Source organism: Scytonema sp. UIC 10036 (genome assembly GCF_009725235.1).
Window position 1 is genome coordinate 1 of record NZ_WJFC01000248.1, and the last position, 19,129, is coordinate 19,129.

Annotated in this window: 17 protein-coding genes; 9 read left to right on the top strand and 8 right to left on the bottom strand. The window is 40.6% G+C overall.

Annotated elements, in window-relative coordinates; all coding sequences use genetic code 11:
- The first annotated feature begins 294 nt into the window (after positions 1-294).
- A complete protein-coding gene (locus tag F7734_RS54155) occupies positions 295-558 on the top strand; it encodes a hypothetical protein (RefSeq protein WP_155752494.1) in 264 nt (87 codons plus the stop codon).
- 18 nt (positions 559-576) lie between these two features.
- On the opposite strand, the gene F7734_RS65865 is transcribed toward F7734_RS54155, so the two are convergent.
- Positions 577-699 carry a hypothetical protein gene (locus F7734_RS65865; RefSeq protein WP_279239883.1) on the bottom strand — a complete coding sequence of 41 codons (123 nt, stop codon included), beginning with the start codon at positions 697-699 and terminating at the stop codon, positions 577-579.
- A 105-nt stretch (positions 700-804) separates the two neighbouring features.
- On the bottom strand, positions 805-1,494 hold the full coding sequence (locus F7734_RS54160) for a YheC/YheD family protein (protein WP_155752495.1): 690 nt from the start codon (positions 1,492-1,494) through the stop codon (positions 805-807).
- A 1,141-nt stretch (positions 1,495-2,635) separates the two neighbouring features.
- Between F7734_RS54160 and F7734_RS54165 the strand changes: the two genes are divergently transcribed.
- Entirely contained in the window at positions 2,636-2,827 is a 192-nt protein-coding gene (locus tag F7734_RS54165) for a hypothetical protein (RefSeq protein WP_155752496.1), read from the top strand.
- A 566-nt stretch (positions 2,828-3,393) separates the two neighbouring features.
- Here F7734_RS54165 and F7734_RS54170 read toward each other — a convergent pair.
- Positions 3,394-3,780 carry a VOC family protein gene (locus F7734_RS54170; protein WP_155752497.1) on the bottom strand — a complete coding sequence of 129 codons (387 nt, stop codon included), beginning with the start codon at positions 3,778-3,780 and terminating at the stop codon, positions 3,394-3,396.
- A 137-nt stretch (positions 3,781-3,917) separates the two neighbouring features.
- Complete coding sequence (locus tag F7734_RS54175) at positions 3,918-5,165, bottom strand: VWA domain-containing protein (protein WP_155752498.1); 1,248 nt, start codon at positions 5,163-5,165, stop codon at positions 3,918-3,920.
- A gap of 231 nt (positions 5,166-5,396) precedes the next feature.
- Here F7734_RS54175 and F7734_RS54180 point away from each other — a divergent pair, with 231 nt between their 5' ends.
- From F7734_RS54180 to F7734_RS54190, 3 genes are all read left to right on the top strand, one after another.
- Complete coding sequence (locus F7734_RS54180; RefSeq protein WP_155752499.1) at positions 5,397-6,101, top strand: ATP-dependent Clp protease proteolytic subunit; 705 nt, start codon at positions 5,397-5,399, stop codon at positions 6,099-6,101.
- A gap of 98 nt (positions 6,102-6,199) precedes the next feature.
- Positions 6,200-6,790: an ATP-dependent Clp protease proteolytic subunit gene (locus F7734_RS54185; protein ID WP_038083225.1), complete on the top strand. Its 591-nt coding sequence runs from the start codon at positions 6,200-6,202 to the stop codon at positions 6,788-6,790.
- A gap of 258 nt (positions 6,791-7,048) precedes the next feature.
- On the top strand, positions 7,049-7,654 hold the full coding sequence (locus F7734_RS54190) for a J domain-containing protein (protein ID WP_155752500.1): 606 nt from the start codon (positions 7,049-7,051) through the stop codon (positions 7,652-7,654).
- 56 nt (positions 7,655-7,710) lie between these two features.
- On the opposite strand, the gene F7734_RS54195 is transcribed toward F7734_RS54190, so the two are convergent.
- Complete coding sequence (locus F7734_RS54195; protein ID WP_155752501.1) at positions 7,711-8,718, bottom strand: LeuA family protein; 1,008 nt, start codon at positions 8,716-8,718, stop codon at positions 7,711-7,713.
- A gap of 191 nt (positions 8,719-8,909) precedes the next feature.
- Here F7734_RS54195 and F7734_RS54200 point away from each other — a divergent pair, with 191 nt between their 5' ends.
- Entirely contained in the window at positions 8,910-9,125 is a 216-nt protein-coding gene (locus F7734_RS54200; protein ID WP_155752502.1) for a hypothetical protein, read from the top strand.
- Between the two features lie 108 nt (positions 9,126-9,233).
- On the opposite strand, the gene F7734_RS54205 is transcribed toward F7734_RS54200, so the two are convergent.
- Together F7734_RS54205 and F7734_RS54210 are read right to left on the bottom strand one after the other, a co-directional pair.
- Entirely contained in the window at positions 9,234-11,771 is a 2,538-nt protein-coding gene (locus F7734_RS54205) for a bifunctional serine/threonine-protein kinase/ABC transporter substrate-binding protein (RefSeq protein WP_155752503.1), read from the bottom strand.
- A gap of 191 nt (positions 11,772-11,962) precedes the next feature.
- Positions 11,963-12,817, bottom strand: a complete 855-nt coding sequence (locus tag F7734_RS54210) for a sulfurtransferase (RefSeq protein WP_155752504.1) — start codon at positions 12,815-12,817, stop codon at positions 11,963-11,965.
- A gap of 788 nt (positions 12,818-13,605) precedes the next feature.
- Here F7734_RS54210 and F7734_RS54215 point away from each other — a divergent pair.
- The gene (locus F7734_RS54215) at positions 13,606-15,564 is read left to right on the top strand and encodes an EAL domain-containing protein (RefSeq protein ID WP_155752505.1); all 1,959 of its coding nucleotides are present in this window, start codon (positions 13,606-13,608) and stop codon (positions 15,562-15,564) included.
- A gap of 18 nt (positions 15,565-15,582) precedes the next feature.
- Here the strand turns inward: F7734_RS54215 and F7734_RS54220 are convergent, their stop codons facing one another.
- Entirely contained in the window at positions 15,583-15,987 is a 405-nt protein-coding gene (locus tag F7734_RS54220) for an NUDIX hydrolase N-terminal domain-containing protein (RefSeq protein WP_155752506.1), read from the bottom strand.
- 319 nt (positions 15,988-16,306) lie between these two features.
- Between F7734_RS54220 and F7734_RS54225 the strand changes: the two genes are divergently transcribed.
- Positions 16,307-17,398: a glycosyltransferase family 4 protein gene (locus tag F7734_RS54225; RefSeq protein ID WP_155752507.1), complete on the top strand. Its 1,092-nt coding sequence runs from the start codon at positions 16,307-16,309 to the stop codon at positions 17,396-17,398.
- Positions 17,399-18,157: 759 nt separating this feature from the next.
- Positions 18,158-19,093, top strand: coding sequence for a phosphoribulokinase (locus F7734_RS54230; protein ID WP_155752508.1), 936 nt, complete (start codon positions 18,158-18,160; stop codon positions 19,091-19,093).
- The last annotated feature ends 36 nt before the right edge of the window (positions 19,094-19,129 follow it).

Below are 19,129 nucleotides of genomic sequence, written 5' to 3' on the forward strand. Positions count from 1 at the left end.
ATTAAATATTTTTTACCCCACCCTAACCCTCCCCGATGGATTGGGGAGGGAACTGGAACTTCAATTTCTCCCCAATCCATCGGGGAGGGAAATGGAATTTCAATTTCCCCCTTTTCCAAGGGGGGATTAAGGGGGGTAACAATGCGATAAAAATCACAGTCAAAATTTAATTATACATATGTAAAATTCTTAATTCGTTCGTAGTTGCGCTTAAGCGCATGCATTGTAACTACAAACATAGTATAACTGTTTAAGCGAGCATGATATCGCATAGTTTTTTGAAATGACTTATTTATGAAAAAAAGGGAAAAAATCAAAAGAAAAATTAAGTCTGCTGTACGTAGTATTCTGGGCATAGGAACAGAAGAAAAGCAAGCCAGAAAAAGAAAAAAAGTTGTTAAGTTTGTTGCGCGTAAAGTTATTGGTATAGAAACAGAGGAAACTCGACTAACGGATTCATACAAGAATCGCACGGATACAGAAACAAGTTATTCCTTATATTTACAATTGCTCAAACAGATGGAGTTAAAAAGAACAAAGCACGAGGAGACAGAGTAGGGTGAGCAACCCTAGCCTCTAACCTCTCACCCCTAACGCTGCCGAGCCAAAGACGAAACACGCTTTGACCTTGGGGTTAGCAGTGAAAGCAGGGGCAATTTTGTGAGCCAATGAAATCCGCCATACGCTATGTTCAGTCATTTTGAGAATTGTAGTTCTTCTACCGAAACAATGTAGCGCACAGCAGGCTAACTATGCTCTAGTGATGCATGCGAAGACAGCGCAACTACAAACCAGAAAAGATAACTATCTATGATTTAAAGCAAAAATCAGAGGAAGTCTAACGCTTGTGCGTCTAAGTTCTTTATATCTGAGAAATTCTGCTGAATTTTCTTCATAGGAATTAGCGATCGCCTTAAATATCTTGCGCCCTGGTTGAGAATTGGCTTCTAAAACGATAGGTCCTTTATCTAAAGTTAATAAAATATCAAAACCGACTTCTGCAAAGTCACCAAATTTTTCATGAATTTTGTAGGAACATTTCAGACAAATATCTGTTATCCTAACAATTTCTGAATCTATACTCTTCCCATAGTTTTTTTGATAAAATTCTCTTAATTCATAAATAGATATAGCTTTGCCATCACCGTTTATATTTGTTATCCAAGAATTTTTGCTACCAATTCTTACTCCCATGCCTGTCACTTGATAATTTGCATTTCCGGAGTTTTGAACAATCGCTCTTACGTCAAAATGTGAATTATTTACTTCAACCACTTTTGCTTTTGGCTGAAGTAAATAAGAGCTTGGCTTGAATTCTGTTTTCAGGGTTTCTAATAAGTATTTGCGTTTAACTGGCGTACAGCTTTCTGTTATCAAGTATAAGGATTCTCGATTGTATTGGCTCTGCTTAACGATAGCAATATTCTTTCCTCCATGACCCCTAATCGGCTTTATATATATACAGTTACTGTAGTTTAAAAAACTATCTACCACTTCTTCTGAAGCATCTTTTATAAGAACAGACTGAATGTGGAATATTTTTCAATTAAAAAATTATAAAAGAACATTTTGTTTGTAATAAAATAACTATCTCAAAGGATTTAATAAATAAAATATTTGTCTTAAAAGCACTGAAATTAACGGATAATTTTTTGTGACGGTTTGGTTCTAAAGAGAACATGCCATGTTCTCTGTTAGCACTCATACTACAAGAAAAATTATCGTGAGTTTTCAGTGCTTTTTAAGACAAATATTTTTATTTATTAATCCTTTTGAGATAGTTATTTTATTACAAACAAAATGTTCTTTTATAATTTTTTAATTGAAAATAATATTCCTACAATTCAGTCTGTTCTTATAAAAGATGCTTCAGAAGAAGTGGTAGATAGTTTTTTAAACTACAGTAAATGTATATATATAAGCCGATTAGGGGTCATGGAGGAAGAATATTGTATCGTTAGCAGAGCCAATACAATCGAGAATCCTTATACTTGATAACAGAAAGCTGTACGCCAGTTAACCAAATACTTTTAGAAACCCTGAAAACAGAATTCAAGCAAGCTCTTATTTACTTCAGCAAAAGCAAAAGTGGTGAAGTAATAATTCACATTTTGACGTAAGAGCGATGTTCAAAACTCCGGAAATGCAAATTATCAAGTGACAGGCATGGAGTAAGATTGGTAGCAAAATTTGGATAACAAATATAAACGGTGATGGCAAAGTATATCTATTTATGAATTAAGAGAATTTATCAAAAAACTATGGAAGAGTATAGATTCAGAAATTGTTAGATAACAGATATTTGTCTGAAATGTCCTACAAAATTCATGAAAAATTTGGTACTTTGCAGAAGTCGGTTTTGATATTTTATTAACTTTAGATAAAGGACCTATCGTTTTAGAAGCCAATTCTCACCAGGGCGCAAATATTAAGGCGATCGCTAATTCCTATGAAGAAAATTCAGCAGAATTTCTCAATATAAGAACTAGACGCACAGCGTTAGACTTCCTCTGATTTTGCTTAAATCATAGATAGTTATCTTTTCTGGTTTGTAGTTGCGCGTCTTCGCATGCATCACTGAGCATAGTTAGCCTGCTGTGCGCTACATTGTTCGTAGAAAACTACAATTCTCAAAATGACTGAACATAGCGTATGGCGGATTTCATTGGCTCACAAAATTGCCCCTGCTTTACTGCTAACCCAAGGTCAAAGCGTGTTTCGTCTTTGGCTCGGCAGCGTTAGGGGTGAGAGGTTAGAGCTAGGGTTGCTCACCCTACTCTGTCTCCTCGTGCTTGTTCTTTTACTCCATCTGTTTGAGCAATTGTAATATAAGGAATAACTTGTTTCTGTATCCGTGCGATTTTGTATGAATCGTTAGTCAGTTTCTCTGTTTCTATACAATAACTTTACGCGCAACAAACTAACAACTTTTTTTTTTTTCTGGCTCTTTTCTTCTGTTCCTATCCCAGAATACTAGTACAGCAGACTTAATTTTTCTTTTGATTTTTTCCCTTTTTTTCATAAATAAGCATTTCAAAAAACTATGCGATATCATGCTCGCTTAAACATTTACTATGTTGTGTTACAATGCATGCGCTTAAGCGCAACTACGAACGAATTAAGATTTACATATGTATAATTAATTTTGACTGTGATTTTATCGCTTGTTACCCCCTTAATCCCCCTTGGAAAAGGGGGAATTGAAATTCCATTTCCCTCCCGATGGATTGGGAGAAATTGAAGTTCAGTTCCCTCCCCAATCCATCGGGAGGGTTAGGTGGGGTAAAAATATTTAATACATCAATCATGTTTTTTCAAAAATCATCTAATGTTGATATTAAGAATCAAGTATAAAAATATTTTTTATCGTTCATACTTCATCCTTTAATAATACTAAGTTTCGTAAATTTCCAAGGGTAAATCATCTGGATCTTTGAAAAAAGTAAATTTTTTGCCTGTTATTTCATCAATTCTGATATCTTCTACTTCTATTCCTTGGGAGTTTAAATCGCTAACAGTTTTTTCAATATTATCTACTTGAAAGGCTAAATGTCTTAAACCACAAGCTTCAGGTGTGCTGGCTCTTTTTGGAGGAGATGGAAAAGAAAATAGCTCTATTTGGTGGTTTTGCCCGACTCGTAAATCTAATTTATAAGAATTTCGATGCGCGCGAAAGGTTTCTTTAATAATGGAAAAACCTAAAACTTCTACATAAAACTTTTTCGATCGCTCGTAATCCGAACAGATAATCGCTACATGATGAATTCCAGTTGTTTTCATAATGTTTTGGGTTGGGTTTAGGGAAGAGGGATTTTCTGGAGGCGGAGCCTCCTCTTAAGGCATTCCCAGGCGGAGCCTGGGAACGAGGTTACGACAAGTTTCAAGGATTTTAAGCGGCAAATTCCCCCACCTACAAACTAAGAATCTTGCAATACAGTCTTAGAAACAATCCGGGTTTTCTTACGATCGCTCTCGGATAACTCTTCTCCTGCTTGCAGGCGAGTGGCAGAGGTTTGCAAGACAGTCGCCGCGCCAGTATCTCCCATTTGCAGAGCAGTTTTAGCGGCGGTTTGCAACATTGTAGCAGCACCAGCGCGATCGCCCTGTTGCAATTTTGCCTCTGCAAGTTGTGTTTGTCGATACTTCGCGAGTGCCAAAATATGTTGCTGCACCTGAGTATCTGCAACAGGTTGGTAGGAACGAACAACATTTGCCTCAACAGGAATTGTTTCTGAGAGTAATCCTGTCTTGTCTTGGGCTGGATCGTCGTAGCGAACCTGTACTTTGGCGATGGTTTGCCTACCTTCTGGTAATTGTCCCAAATAAATATTTGCTAGCACAACACGTTCTGCATCTTTCATTAAATCGCCCAAACGAACGGAGAAGCGTCCATCAACTTCCAGTTGTACTGGCAATTCAATTGTGTCTGGGGCGACTTGGGCGACAGGTTTGAGTTCTGCTAGACGCACATTGGGTATAAGTGAGAAAAGCAAGTAAGCATTGGTCAATCCCACAGTTTGAATGCGGGTAAACAAACGACCAAACTCATCTACTACCTGTTCTGGTTGCTGAACATAAGATAAAGTTCCACCACCAGCATCAGCAATTTTTTCCAGAACATCTTGGTTCCAATTGTCACCGAATCCTAAGGTATTTAAAGTTAAACTATAGCCTGCAGCCAATTGGGCAAATTTTAAACAACGGTTGTTATCACCGTGTTCGTTTTCACCGTCAGTCAACAAGAAGGCTTGGGAAATAGTTTCTTTTTTTCCTTTTGCCAGTTCCTCTATACCCAAACGCAATCCCTCATCAATTGCAGTTCCGCCATCAGCTGCAAGACGGTTAATTTGTTGCTTAATGCGTTCTGGATTTTCCAGCAATTGATTGGGAACCAGGACTTTGGCGCGGTGATCGAAAACAACAACACTGAGGCGATCGCCTGGGCTAAGTCTGTCAACCAAGCGGATTGCTGCTTTTTTGACAATTTCCAGTGGTCGTCCACTCATAGAACCGCTATGGTCAAGAATAAGGCACAGATTGAGAGGGACGTTACGATCCATCATTTCCGGCTTTGCAGAAATGGAAATTGCCAACTGACGTTGACTGTTAGATTGATTTGCATCTAAATTGCCATCATTGAGAGCTGGCTGCAAGCTAACCTTCATAATCCCCCAAAGTATTCACACGGGCTATACTTATTTATAGATAACTTCAAACCGCCATTTCTGTTCTTCGGAAAATCTTTGTGACAAGAAGTTTAATGAGCGCTTTTATTGCTCACTGGTCACTGGTCACTGGTCAGGTGGTTATTGTAGAGAGAAATCCACACCCCCAATAGAGCTTGCATCGCGTTAGGATGTAGTACAGTTAACGGAATTAATTGAGCAACAGTTGCTATGGAAACCTCCCCCATCAAGGCTGTTCAAGCCCCATATTATGGCGATAGCTTCTACCGATCTCCGCCACCCGATTTGCCTTCTCTGATGCTGAAGGAACGAATCATTTACTTGGGACTGCCTTTGGTTTCACCGGATGAGTATAAACAGCAACTGGGAGTAGACGTAACGGAACTGATCATTGCTCAGCTTCTCTACCTACAGTACGACGATCCGGAAAAGCCAATCTACATTTACATCAACTCTACGGGTACTTCTTGGTACACTGGGGATGCCATTGGCGCTGAAACAGAAGCATTTGCTATTTGCGATACCCTGAACTACATTAAGCCACCAGTCCACACCATTTGTATTGGTCAGGCAATGGGTACGGCAGCTATGATCCTATCTGCAGGAACGAAAGGTTACCGTGCAAGTCTCCCCAATGCGTCAATTGTGTTGCACCAGGCAAAACGCCGCACGGGTTACGGTCAAGCAACAGACATTCAAATTCAAGCACAAGAGGTGCTTACTAACAAGCAAATGATCCTGTCAATTCTCTCTCGGAATACGGGACAACCTCCAGAGAAAATTTCTAAAGATATGGATCGTATGTACTATATGACACCTCAAGAAGCTAAAGAATATGGCTTGATTGACCGGGTATTAGAAAGTACAAAAGAACTGCCTCTAGTTGTGGCGGCTGCCCTTCCTGCTCAATCTTAACAGGTAAGTAAGTCGCGATACGGCTTAGCCGTTAAGCCCTTGGCTTAACGCAGTGTTTTCTCAAGCTTAAACTTTGAATACAAGAATTTTGAACTATTATGCCGATTGGTGTTCCTAGAGTCCCTTACCGTTTTCCTGGGGAACCTTATACCCAGTGGATTAATATTTACGAACGCCTTGCTTTGGAACGAATCATTTTCCTAAGTGGAGAAGTCACCGATGGTATGGCTAATGCCATCATTGCCAGACTGCTTTACATGGATTCTGACGATCCAACTAAGGATATCAGTATTTACATCAACTCCCCTGGTGGTTCAGTGACAGCAGGGCTTGCTATCTATGACACAATGCAGCATATCAAAGCAAATGTTGTCACTATTTGCGTAGGGATGGCGGCTTCCATGGGATCGTTCCTCCTTGCAGCAGGAACAAAGGGCAAACGTTTGGCTTTGCCCAATACTCGAATTCTCATTCACCAACCTCTTGGTGGTGCTCAGGGTCAAGCTACTGATATTGAAATTGAAGCTAAGCAAATTTTAAGAATGCGGCAGCAACTCAATGAAATGTTAGCAGCTCGCACGGGTCAACCTATAGAGAAAATTCAAAAAGATACTGACCGTGACTACTGGATGTCAGCTCAAGAGGCGAAGGAGTACGGTTTGATTGACCGCGTGATTGAAGAAAGGTAGAAAAGGGAATAGGGGGTAGGGGGTAGGGACAAGGGAGACAAGGGAGACAAGGGAGACAAGGGGGACAAGGGGGACAAGGGAGAATAGCTGATATCCAATCCCTACTCCCTACTCCCTACTCCCTACCCCCTACTCCCTACCCCCTAAAAAAATGTAAATTATGGACTTTAAACCACAAATTAAGTCATTATCATCATAAAAACTTCACGCTTAGGCTTTAAGCTAATAGCTGATATTCGTCTCACGCTGATAGCTCAGATGGATCTAGGAGATTGCTACCGTTTATTAGGTCTCAGGTCGGGAGCCTCGTTTTCCGACATTAAATTGTCATATCGTCGTCTGGCGCAACAGTATCATCCTGATATCAACCCAGATGACAAAAAAGCAAAAGAAAAGTTTATTGCCGTAACCGAGGCGTACAAACTACTGTTGCAGGTGGTTCCCCAAGAAAACACATTTCGACAAGGAACTCAGTCACAAACAGTTGAACGTCAGGAAACTTCTCCGCGCCCGGAATCTCCAAAGAAGGAAAAACCAAAACCAAAACCGCCTAATGTTGTGGACATAGAAAGGCGGTTGAAGTGGCGTACTTACGAGCAATTGCAACAGTTCTTAAAGCAAAAGCGCTTCCCGCAAGCAACTGCCTTGGCAGAAGCATTGGCACAGCGTCTCCCAGATGATGCGGAAGTGCGTCAATGGCAGGCTATTTCATATCAACTTTGGGGGCGATCGCTCATTGCAGACAACCAGCCCTTGAAAGCGAGGATTTATCTTAAAAAAGCTCTAAAGACCGATCCCAATAACAAAACTTTGTGGATTGAGGTGCAGCGAGATTTTGAACGTTTGGAGCAGAAGATTTTTTAGGATTGCGATTGGATCTACTGTTAACTGTCTCAACAGCGCACCAAGCGAAAGTGCGTCTATAACTGTATGCCTATTTGAACTGGTGGACGTTGCTTTTCTATTCTTCGGACTCGACCAACTAATTCGGGTGGATACGCTTCATAAGAATTGGGGTTACGCTCTACAGCTTGCACGTGGTACTTTGAGGTGTGAGTAAAGGCGTTTTTCCCAACCACTGGTCTGAGTTCGTCTGGTTGGTAGCCGGTTACTAGTTGTACGGCGCAGGCTAATTTAGGAATTTGTTCTAGGGGAAAGCGGTTTTCTCCTCTCTTTTGATGAAGAATAACGGCTAGTTGAAGTAAATCTGTGATACCCGTTCTTTCCCCAATTCCTAAAATAGATGTATCTACAACGGAGGCTCCAGCATCAATAGCTACAAGTGCATTCGCGACTGCTAAACCAAAGTCATTGTGTAAATGCATTTCAAGTTCGCAACTAAAAGTGTTGACAAATTTCGATACAAGTGCATCACAAGTCGAAGGTTCTAAAATACCAACTGTATCAGCTAAACTTATACGTTTTGCCCCTGCTATCAGGGCTATCTCGGTTATCCACTTAATATCATCCCAAACTGTTCGAGAGGCATCTTCAATTGTAAAACGTACTTTTAAATCTAATTTTTTTGCTTCTGCGATCGCAACTTGTATTTTCTGGCTAATATATTCTTTGTTGCGGTTAACAAATTTCGTTTCAGTTGCTAAATGATTCACTGAAGCCCAAATTCCCACCCAATCAGCTTTGGCTCGTTTAGCTGCTTGTATTTCTTCAACGTTTGCTCTAGCGTGCATTAAGATTTGTGTAGAACGCGCTGCTTGAGCGACTTCCAAACAAATCTGTTCATCTTCTGCTGAAATTCCTGGATGACCTACTTCCACACAGTCAATGTGAAATTCTTCTAAAAGATGAAGAATTTTAATTTTATCTTGACTGCTAAAACGAACTCCTGCTTGTTGTTCGCCTTCGCGCAAAGTTGCATCCAAAATTTTGGTGCTAGACTTATTACTGCAATCAGTTTTATTTAACATTAGTTGCTTTGTTACACTTTTACATACATAGCAAAAACATTCTTTGTAAAGGTTAACAAATGTGTGCTAAGCAAAACTATCACTCAATTCATTTTCTAGATAAAATTTTTCTTAAGATTCTACATTCACATCGGATACAATGATGCTATTTCTGTAGAAATATCGTGGAGGAGCGAGGCTAAAGGAAAAATATGTCATCTATAATTATTCTGGTTGCTGCATTAGTTGTAGCTTCGTTAGTTTTCAGGGCGTTATTCAGTGTATTTAAAACAGTTATTAGTACTGCGATCGCTCTCTTTATCATTGTTGTTATCTTGGCGGTTTTTGGGTTTAGTCCTGAAGACCTGTTACAAGAAGTTACCAAATTACCAGAAACTTTACAGAAACTGTTGAAGGGAGGATCGTAAAAATTTTACACTGAACAAAGTTTATACCAATTTGAACGAAGCATGGGAGAGATAGTTAGACATAGCTTTCTCAATCCAAAATCTAAAATCTAAAATCCACGCATGGTATTACTTGAGAGGCACAAATTGTAATTGTCCCGTACTGGGATGAGGTTTGACTGTGACTAATTGTTGAATGTTGAGTTGTTTGCGATCGCCATTATCGAGAAAAGAAATTTCTCCCGTAGCACCTTTTACTGCAAAGTTCGGATCTGCCATTGTCTGTTCCAAATTCTCGCGACTCACAAAGGAAAGCTTTTGAGTAGCAGCTACAAACACGCGAGTTGCATCATAAGATAATGCTGTACGCCAATTAACTGTTTCCCCCCATAGTTTAATGGCGGCTTGTGTATATTCTCGGTTGGGGCTGCTCAAGTGATGCCAAGGTATCCCCACCACCATTCCCTCTACATTATTACCAGCACCTTCTAGAATATTCGGCATGAAAAGACTATCTCCACCCACAATAGGGTAGCGTAGCCGATTGGCACGAATCAAGCGAAACACAGTCTCAGAAATAAGACCATCATTATTGGGGAGTATAACAAGTACATCAGCATTTGTTGCTTGGACTTCACTGATAGCTTGACTTGGATTAAAGTTTGGTGCTGATAAATCCAACTCTTTAACAACTGTCCCACCACCTGCAGTAAAGCTTATTGCCAATGTGTCTCGCATAGAAAGACTGTAGTTGCTTGTTGCATTAAAAAAAACGACGGCTTTTCGTTTCTGAGCGTATGTGAGCATATAGCTTGCTAAATTTTGCGCGATATCCCTGTCACTGTATGCAATTCGGCGAAAATAACAGTGGGATTGGCGACACACAGTGGATAAATCTTTTGATGTAGCAGTGGAAGAGATCAATGGTAAATTGTGCTGTTGGTAGATACCGACAGCACTAATAGTAGTATCGCTCGTAAAATGACCTACAACACCCAGAACATCTCGTTTTTTTACTAAAGCTTCTGCTATTTTCTTAGCTTGGTAAGGGTTATTGTTGTCAGTGGCGATGAGAATCTTAATTTTGTGATTGGTTTTGGGATTTTTATTAAATTCATCTTGAGCTTGAGCAACTCCCCGCAACATTTCTTTACTAACATTGATACTATCGTTATTGTTCGTCATGGGAACCACAACAGCAAACGTATAGCTTTTTGAGGCTTGTTGAAAAATCCGAGCATTATTTAAGTAGATTAAGGTTTCAGGATCGGAGTTCTTTTTCCATGATTTTTCTAGAAACCCGATAGCAACTTCATATCTTCCTGCTGCAAATGCTTTGACGCCTTCTTCTTTCTCTGTATTTATGCTTTGAGTAATAATAATTTGTTCTCCACAACTTATATTGTCATCAGTTGCGAATTTGCTAAAAGTACTCTTGGAACATCCATCCACTCGATTGACAAAAGATAAAGTCACTCCTCCAACCAAAATAGCAGCAAATACGGCTGTACCCGTTAACAACTTTTTAATTAGTATTTTTTTTTGAGTTTCATGAATAGCTGCATGATGATTTTCTCTCAGTTGGGAGTTTACTGAAGTATCAACACTATTCAAATTAAGACTGCGATCGGCTGGAGGCTTAACAGATGAAGCCGTATCGTGACCATTATTTTCATAATACGTAGATTGAACGTGGGTTGGTTCAGATAAGACATTTTTAAAATTTTCTGTTGTCCGATATCCAATGTGGATTTCGCCTCGTTCTTCCAACTGAAGCCCATAACTTTTTTGAAGTTCTATTAATCTTTGCAAAAGTATTTTTGTATTTTGTGGGCGGTTTTTAGGCAATGGTTCCATCAAATCATCAAGAAAATTTCCTAGAGCCTCAGAAATTTGTACTTGATTTCGCCAAATTTTTCTTTCTCTATCTTTAGGATCGGGAGGAAGATCGTAAGGTTCTTTACCTGTAAGCAGATAAACAAATGTACGACCTAAAGCAAAAAAATCTGATTGAGGAACAGCTTGACCTTGACATTGTTCTGGTGCAGTATATCCTTGCGAAGAAATTGTTGTTACCTCTTCTTTAGCTAAAGCTTCAGAGTAAGTATCTGTCATTTCTCTAACTGCACCAAAGTCTATTAGCACAAGTTCTCCATCAGATTTCAACATAATGTTGGATGGTTTAATATCTCTATGAAACAGTCTTTGAGCGTGAACCGTGTCTAAGATATTTACTAACTTAAACAACCACTCAACTGCTAATTCTTCCTGAATAGGACGGCTTTCTCGCTGTTGTAGATAATCTTGTAGATTTAATCCCTCGATTTTCTCCATCACAAAGCAAGGGAATAAACTTGTGCTGTCTTTGACTTTGAATTGAAAGTAGCTATATCCTTTAGGAATGCCAGGATGATTGATAGACTGCAAAACTTTTGCTTCTTTCTCAAATAACTCCACCAATTTGTTATGTGGCTGTTCTAGAACTTTGAGGATTTTAATTCTTCCCTTCTCTAAAACTTCATAAACTGCCGTATATGGTCGTTTTTCTAGAACTTCAACGACTCGGTAGCGACCTTCTAAAAGCAATTCCGAACCACAGGTACAGCAAAACAGCCTACCATCAGGGTTATAAGGATTTCTACATCTGGGATTGATACAGTAAGTCATACAATTGTGAAGATGGACGCCCCACCTCGTCTACCTCGTTCCCAGCCTCCGGCTGGGAATGCCTATAGTGGAGGCTCCGCCTCCATTACTTTACCACAGAATGCGAGGCGGAGCCTCGCTACCTGCATTCCCAGCCTCAGGCTGGGAACGAGAGTCGGGGATCTACCTATCAAATTCAATGTGGCTAACCACTAGTAATTTGAGCACCCAGTTTCTATAGGCAGTGAGAAATCGCGAGACCACTCGTTCCAAGAGCTAAAATAGTTCCTGACATCTCTGATGCCTGCTTCTTTAAGGGCAATGAGGGTATTGGCAGCTCTAGATCCTTTAAAGCAGTAAACGTATACCGTTGACTCTGGCGTAATACCTACAGACTTACAAATTTCTAGGATTTCTTCAACAGGACGGAACATCGGAATTTCAGAATTAGGTATCATCATTCGATACCACTCAATCCAAATTGCGCCGGGAATCCTACCTTTACGGGGACAAAAATCGACTCCATAGGGAGAGGAACTTTTTCCGATCCACTCATCATAATCTCTGACATCCAGCTTAACAATTTCTGGTTTGTCGAGAGCTTGCAACATTTGCTCTGTGGTTACCAAGATTGAGGAATTTATGTTGATGGAGAAAATTTTGCGTTCGCGATTGAGAACTTCTGTGGTGGTTGGCATTTGAGCAGCTAACCAAGCCTTATAGCCACCGTGTAGAATATAAACGTTAGAACAACCAAGGTACTTAAGCAAAAAGTAACCCCGGCAAGACTGCCCGTAGCCAGAGTTCATGGCATCTTCATAAATGATAATTTGTTCCGTACCTGAAATTCCAGCTGCACCTAATAAATCTGCAAAATTTGACTGCAAGCTAGATAAACCGAATGGTGTGGAAGAAGCTAAATAGGTAAAAATTTCGCGAATATTGACTGCACCGGGAATGTGAGAAACTGCATACTCTTCTGAAGTGCGGGTATCAATAACAACGGTTGATTTGTGAAGTAAAATCTCAGCCAGTTGTATCGGTGTGAGTAGCGGTTTTACTTCCATCTTTGCCTTTCCTTTCTCCTTTATCATGAATGCCCAAGTAGAAGCGAAACGTGAAGACTTTTTCTTTTTCTCAGGCAAAGCAATTACCTTGGGGTTTTTCAGAAAAAAATTATCCCCAATTGTGGTGCTTTGTATCTTGCCTGCTATTTATATAAGGCGGGAGAGGAGTGCCCGCACCACAAGAAATTTTGGGACATTTTTTCTCTAGAAGTCCCTTAGTAAGCTACGAAACAATCTTAGAATTTAAGGTAGAGAATAGATGTTAAGCGCAATGCTTTTTTCCAAACTTTCCGCTCCGTACTGATTTTTTTGTGAAAGTGCGATTGCCAGTTAGAACTCTGGCTTCTTTAAGAAGTCGCCGATCTGGTGATTGAAAAACTACCCTCACAAAAAATTCAAATTTTTTGCTTATAATTGTTTCGGCTCAAAGATGTATAATAAGCTACATAATATCTGGATGTTTTTAAAATGGGTAAAAATTTATAACTTCTCAGTTCAATTTGATTTAATATATGTAGCAATTCGTGTAAGAGTTGTAAAAAATGCATTCCCCTGCTAACGCCCTCTTACTAAGGGGGGACTACAGAGGGGTCACAACAATTTCAAATTCTCACAAATGATTTAGGACTGCTATAGAAGTTTTGCTAATTCATGTAAATACAAGATTTTTGATGAAATTAACTATTAAATGAACAAATCAATTGAAATAGCTGAAATATGTAAAAAATCAAATGATAACTTCTATTCATAATTTCTCTTAAACAACTTTTCTACGGGTATTGACAGCGATGCAACGACCTCAAGAAGAAACAGTGACTTTAGACGACGTTGTGATTACGGCGGAGCTATCTCGCCGATTGCCTCGTCTCCCAAACTTGTTCTTAGAAAATCAGGCGATGCATACGTTGGCACGGCTGATGGTGAATCAGCCAGAAACAATGCTCAAAAACCTGGTTGAAATAGCGCTCTCCTTATGTCAAGCAGGGACAGCAGGAGTCAGCTTGCTTGACGTAACGCCCAGTGGTGAAGAAGTTTTTCGCTGGGATATGTTAGCTGGCATCTTGGAACAGTACGTCGGAGGCACCACTCCCCGCAACTTTAGCCCCTGTGGCACCTGCCTCGATCGCGGCGCACCCCAGCTTTATTCCTATCCCGAACGGTATTTTACTTATTTCCAGGCAACAAAAACTCCTTTCGTTGAAGGCTTAGTGTTACCGCTCATTGCCGATCGCCATCCCCTCGGCACTATCTGGATCGTCTCGCATGATGAGGAGCGACGCTTCAATTTAGAAGATGTACGAGTGATGACAAGCTTGGCAGACTTTACTGCTGCTGCCCTATTACTCAATCAACGACAGACTAAGGAATTGGTGGTAAAGAATGCCCAATTAGAGGCTGAGGTTGTCGAGCGCCAAAGGGCAGAAACGCAATTGCTCCATCTTGCTTTTCATGACGCATTAACAGGGCTGCCGAACCGAACTTTGTTTATGGACAGATTGGGACAGACACTCGAGCGTGCTAAAGAGCGTGGGGATTTATTTGCCGTCTTTTTTCTAGATTTAGATCGCTTTAAGGTTGTTAATGATAGTCTGGGGCACACGATTGGAGATAGATTGCTAGTTGCGATCGCCGAGCGACTTCAAACCTGTCTGAGGTCTGGAGATCTATTAGCGCGTCTTGGAGGAGATGAGTTTGCTATACTTCTAAAAGATATGAAGTCTATTAACGATGCCATCAACCTTGCCGAGCGACTCCAACAGGAATTGAGACTGCCTTTCCATATCCATGGATACGAAGTGTTTACCACTTTAAGCATTGGCATTGCTCTCAGTACAACAGGATACCAGCAGCCAGAGAATCTTTTGCGCGATGCTGATATTGCAATGTATCGTGCCAAGGCTATGGGTACGGCACGTTACAAAATATTTGACACAGCCATGTACACCGAAAGTAAAAAGCTGTTGCAGATAGAAACCGATTTGCGGCGTGCTATTGAACGTCAGGAATTTCGGATTCATTACCAACCAATTGTTTCGTTATCAACTAACAAAATTATTGGCTTTGAGGCTCTCCTGCGCTGGCAGCACCCGGAGCGAGGATTGGTGTTGCCAACGGAGTTTATTTCAGTCGCAGAAGAAACTGGGATGCTGATACCTATTGGCTACTGGGTACTTCGAGAAGCTTGTCGCCAACTGCACTTATGGCAGCAGCAATTCTCGGACAACAGTTTGACAATTAACGTTAATCTTTCTTGCAAACAATTTTCACAACCCCATCTCAATGAAGAGATCTACGAAATTTTACAATCAACTCACTTAGAGCCACGAAGTTTGAAGCTGGAGATTACCGAAAGTGTGATGATGGAAAACACTATTGGCGCAACAGCAATGCTTTGGCAACTGAAAGATAATGGTATTGAATTACACATGGACGACTTTGGGACTGGCTATTCATCCCTGAGTTATTTGCACCGCTTTCCTGTGAGTGTTTTAAAAATTGACCGCTCCTTTATTAACAGTAGCGAGAAGTCAGAAATTGTGCGGGCGATCGTTACACTAGCTCATAGTTTAGGCATGGACGTTATAGCAGAAGGGATAGAAACTTTAGAGCAACAGGAAAAACTTAAAGCACTCGAATGCAAATACGGGCAGGGGTACTTTTTCTCCAAACCACAAGAAGCATCAGCAGTAGAAGCTTTGATTGTCAAAGGGGCTTGCGCTTCGCGATCGCAATCTCATGCCAAATAGCAAGTTTTTTAATAAAATTTAACAAAATAACTTCCTTAAGATAGATGTCCTAGCCCTGACTGGATTGATTGTGCCAATAGCGATATGCTGCTTTAGCATCAACTTGATGATCGAGATGCCGCATGGCAAGCACCACGTACTATCATCAGTTCTTTGAACTAACAACAACTGACCCTGTTCGTTTAATATTGCTGCTGACACTCCCACTTTTGGTGTAATGTAACCCAGTTCTGCTCGAAATCGGTTCTCTATTTCTAAACTAGGAAGGGAACATAGTGCCGAATACTTTGCCGAAGCAATACTAAGAAGTCGCTCGTAGCGCTCGCGATCGTAAATGTCTTTTGAATAATTTAATCCAAGTTGTGCAATTGCTCGCAGTTCTTCTAGCAATTCGATAATGCTTAAGGTGTCATCGGTTCCCACAACAGCTCATCCTAAACAAGACCAAAATTTGCTTACAACAAACTCACGCGAATTAGCAAGGTTTTCAACAAAACTTTACAAAAAAAAACTTCCTTAAGATAGATGTCCTCATCTAAATTCAGATTTAGCATAGATTTAAGTAAATCTACAACACTCATGTGGAGATGAGTTTTTGGGTTCGATGCGCCAAAGCTGGGTACTTAATTCCCAGTTGGGTGACTGTTGGTTGCAGATGCCGATAGAAAGTTAGAAAATTTTCTATCTTTGTTTGGAAAAAGACCCAAATTGCAGGGTCTGTAACTGGTGAACCATAAACATTATGAAAATTGCACAAATCGCCCCCTTGTGGGAACAAGTTCCGCCTACTACCTATGGAGGCACCGAGCTAGTAGTGAGTCGTTTGACTGATGAGTTGGTACGTAGAGGTCACGATGTCACGTTATTTGCATCAGGCGACTCCAAAACTCTAGCTCGTTTAGAAGCGGGTAGCCCCCATGCATTGCGCTTGGATACAAGCATCACAGAACCCGTAATGTATGATATTTTACACGCAAGCCAAGCTTACGAACGCGCTGCTGAATTCGATATTATCCACTCCCATATAGGAGTTTGGTCATTGCCTTGGGCTAGTACGGTGTCAACACCAACAGTACATACCCTGCATGGTATCTTTACTCGTGACAACAGCAAAGTATTTAGGCGTTACCACACGCAACCATACATTAGCATTAGTGATGCCCAACGTCTGTTAAATATAAATTACGTTGGCACAGTTTACAACGGTATCGAAGTCTCTGCGTTTCCTTTTTTTGCCCAACCCCAAGAACCATCCTATCTGGCATTTTTAGGACGCTTCTCGCCAGAAAAAGGACCGCAACACGCCATTAATATTGCCAAGCAAACAGGCTGGCACTTGAAAATGGCTGGAAAAGTGGATGTTGTAGACAAGAAGTTTTTTGAAGAAGAAATTGCTCCCCACATTGATGGTCAGCAAATCGAATTTTTAGGTGAGGTTAATCACGCACAAAAAGCTGAACTTTTGGGAAATGCAGCGGTGACTCTGTTCCCCATCACCTGGTGTGAACCTTTTGGGTTGGTGATGGCCGAATCTATGGCAACAGGTACACCAGTCATTGCGATGAACATGGGTTCTGTGCCGGAAGTTATTGTGAATGGAAAGACAGGTTTTGTCTGCCAAAGCTATGAAGAGATGGCGGCGATGATACCAAAAGCATTGGAGATCGATCGCCAGAAATGTCGAGAACACGTAGAGAGTAAATTTAGCGTTACTCAAATGGTTGATGGGTATGAGGCGATTTATGAAAAAATCGTTGGGGAACGCAACTTTAGGAGTTGGTTCAATTCTGCCTTGAGAACTTCGTTGGAATCAATTACAGCATTTAGGCGTTAACGACTTTTTGTTTGATTAATGATAATGCTCCCTGGATATGGGAGCATTTGCTTTTTTGTTTCATGCAAAGATACGCGATCGTACTTACACAATGCCGCAGGCTATGTCTGCAAGGGCTACTACTTAAAGGTATGGAAGCGTCAATCTAACAGGCAGGGCGTACCACTGTACACTAATGGGAATTTTGAATCCACCGGCGAGGCTCTAGATTATTTTGATTGTCATTATGCTCGCAAATCTTGTTAAGTAGGTCATTGGTTATTTGTTAAGTGTCTTTGTATTTTCAATAACCAATGACTATTTTTATTAAATTATGTAATAAAAAATTATTAAACATCTCCGAAAATAAATAACTCGTTACCTGAATCCTTGTGAAGACTAGCCATGGCTCGTCTCTACATAGATGTCTATTCAATAGAAAAAACTTGATTTTTCAATATTTTTGTTAACGTTTTGTGACAAAAAAACTTGTTAATACGTATGGGCGATCGTAAATTAAATATAGGTCAACATACAAAAATTCAACACACAAAAACCCTGTTTCCGAACGCAAGCATCTTACATTCATAAAACTTAGGCAATCTTAGGGATACTTTGGGTATCTCACACTTTGTAGATTTCCCTACCTCTCTTCTAAAGAGCGGCTATACGTAAGTTCTAACTCAATTGAAATGCTCTATTTATTCCATTATTTCTCAAAAAACGGTAAATTAACATACAATTTAAAAATACACTTTACTGTAAGGGTGAGAGGCAATTATGAGCCGTCCTATAATACTTGGTATTGTTGGCGATAGTGCTGCTGGTAAGACCACATTGACTAAGGGGATTGCTCAAGTTCTCGGTCCTGAGAATGTCACGGTTATCTGTACGGATGATTATCATAAATACGATCGCAAACAGCGTGCTGAGATTGGTATTACTGCATTGCACCCTGATTGCAACTATCTAGATATTATGCAGCAGCACTTGTCGCAATTACGGATCGGGCAGCCAATTCTCAAGCCTGTTTACAGTCACAAAACGGGAACTTTTGAACCCCCTGTATATATTAAGCCAAACAAGTTTGTCATCATTGAAGGGTTGTTAGGTTATTCCACTCGTATTGCCCGTGACAGTTATGATGTAAAAGTTTACCTTGCACCTCCCGAACCTGTGCGTGCTGCATGGAAAGTGAAGCGAGACACTCAGAAGCGAGGATATACGGAAGAACAAGTTCTTGAAGAACTCAGAAAACGCGAACCAGATTCGGAAGATTTTATTCGTCCGCAGAGGCAATGGTCTGATATCGTGGTGAGTTTCTACCCGCCCAATGATGATTTGGACCCAGGGAATGGGCATTTGAATGTCCGTCTGGTACTCCGTCCTACTATTCCGCACCCTGATTTTACCCAAATTATCAACTACGGTAATGGCACGGAATCTGCAATCCGCCTGGGATTGGATAGGGATATGGGTAAACCTGTGGATGTTTTGGAAGTTGATGGTCATGCGACTTTAGAGCAGGTGAATAAGCTCGAACAGATTCTTTGCTTTGATATGCCGCATCTGAAGAATATATGCGATCGCGAAGGTAATCCGGAATTGGGCAAAGTCGCAGGTACGACAGGAGAAACTATTCAAAGTAACCCGCTTGCTATCACTCAGTTACTAATTACCTATCATATGCTGAAAGCTACGCAAATCCACTCTTGACATAGGGAGTAGGGGGTAGGGAGTAGGGGATAGGGG

Coding starts and splice junctions, on each gene's coding strand:
- F7734_RS65865 (WP_279239883.1), bottom strand. CDS start 699: ATGACTGAACATAGCGTATGGCGGATTTCATTGGCTCACAAAATTGCC.
- F7734_RS54210 (WP_155752504.1), bottom strand. CDS start 12,817: ATGGAAGTAAAACCGCTACTCACACCGATACAACTGGCTGAGATTTTA.
- F7734_RS54205 (WP_155752503.1), bottom strand. CDS start 11,771: ATGACTTACTGTATCAATCCCAGATGTAGAAATCCTTATAACCCTGAT.
- F7734_RS54155 (WP_155752494.1), top strand. CDS start 295: ATGAAAAAAAGGGAAAAAATCAAAAGAAAAATTAAGTCTGCTGTACGT.
- F7734_RS54230 (WP_155752508.1), top strand. CDS start 18,158: ATGAGCCGTCCTATAATACTTGGTATTGTTGGCGATAGTGCTGCTGGT.
- F7734_RS54170 (WP_155752497.1), bottom strand. CDS start 3,780: ATGAAAACAACTGGAATTCATCATGTAGCGATTATCTGTTCGGATTAC.
- F7734_RS54215 (WP_155752505.1), top strand. CDS start 13,606: ATGCAACGACCTCAAGAAGAAACAGTGACTTTAGACGACGTTGTGATT.
- F7734_RS54190 (WP_155752500.1), top strand. CDS start 7,049: ATGGATCTAGGAGATTGCTACCGTTTATTAGGTCTCAGGTCGGGAGCC.
- F7734_RS54180 (WP_155752499.1), top strand. CDS start 5,397: ATGGAAACCTCCCCCATCAAGGCTGTTCAAGCCCCATATTATGGCGAT.
- F7734_RS54195 (WP_155752501.1), bottom strand. CDS start 8,718: ATGTTAAATAAAACTGATTGCAGTAATAAGTCTAGCACCAAAATTTTG.
- F7734_RS54175 (WP_155752498.1), bottom strand. CDS start 5,165: ATGAAGGTTAGCTTGCAGCCAGCTCTCAATGATGGCAATTTAGATGCA.
- F7734_RS54185 (WP_038083225.1), top strand. CDS start 6,200: ATGCCGATTGGTGTTCCTAGAGTCCCTTACCGTTTTCCTGGGGAACCT.
- F7734_RS54200 (WP_155752502.1), top strand. CDS start 8,910: ATGTCATCTATAATTATTCTGGTTGCTGCATTAGTTGTAGCTTCGTTA.
- F7734_RS54225 (WP_155752507.1), top strand. CDS start 16,307: ATGAAAATTGCACAAATCGCCCCCTTGTGGGAACAAGTTCCGCCTACT.
- F7734_RS54165 (WP_155752496.1), top strand. CDS start 2,636: ATGACTGAACATAGCGTATGGCGGATTTCATTGGCTCACAAAATTGCC.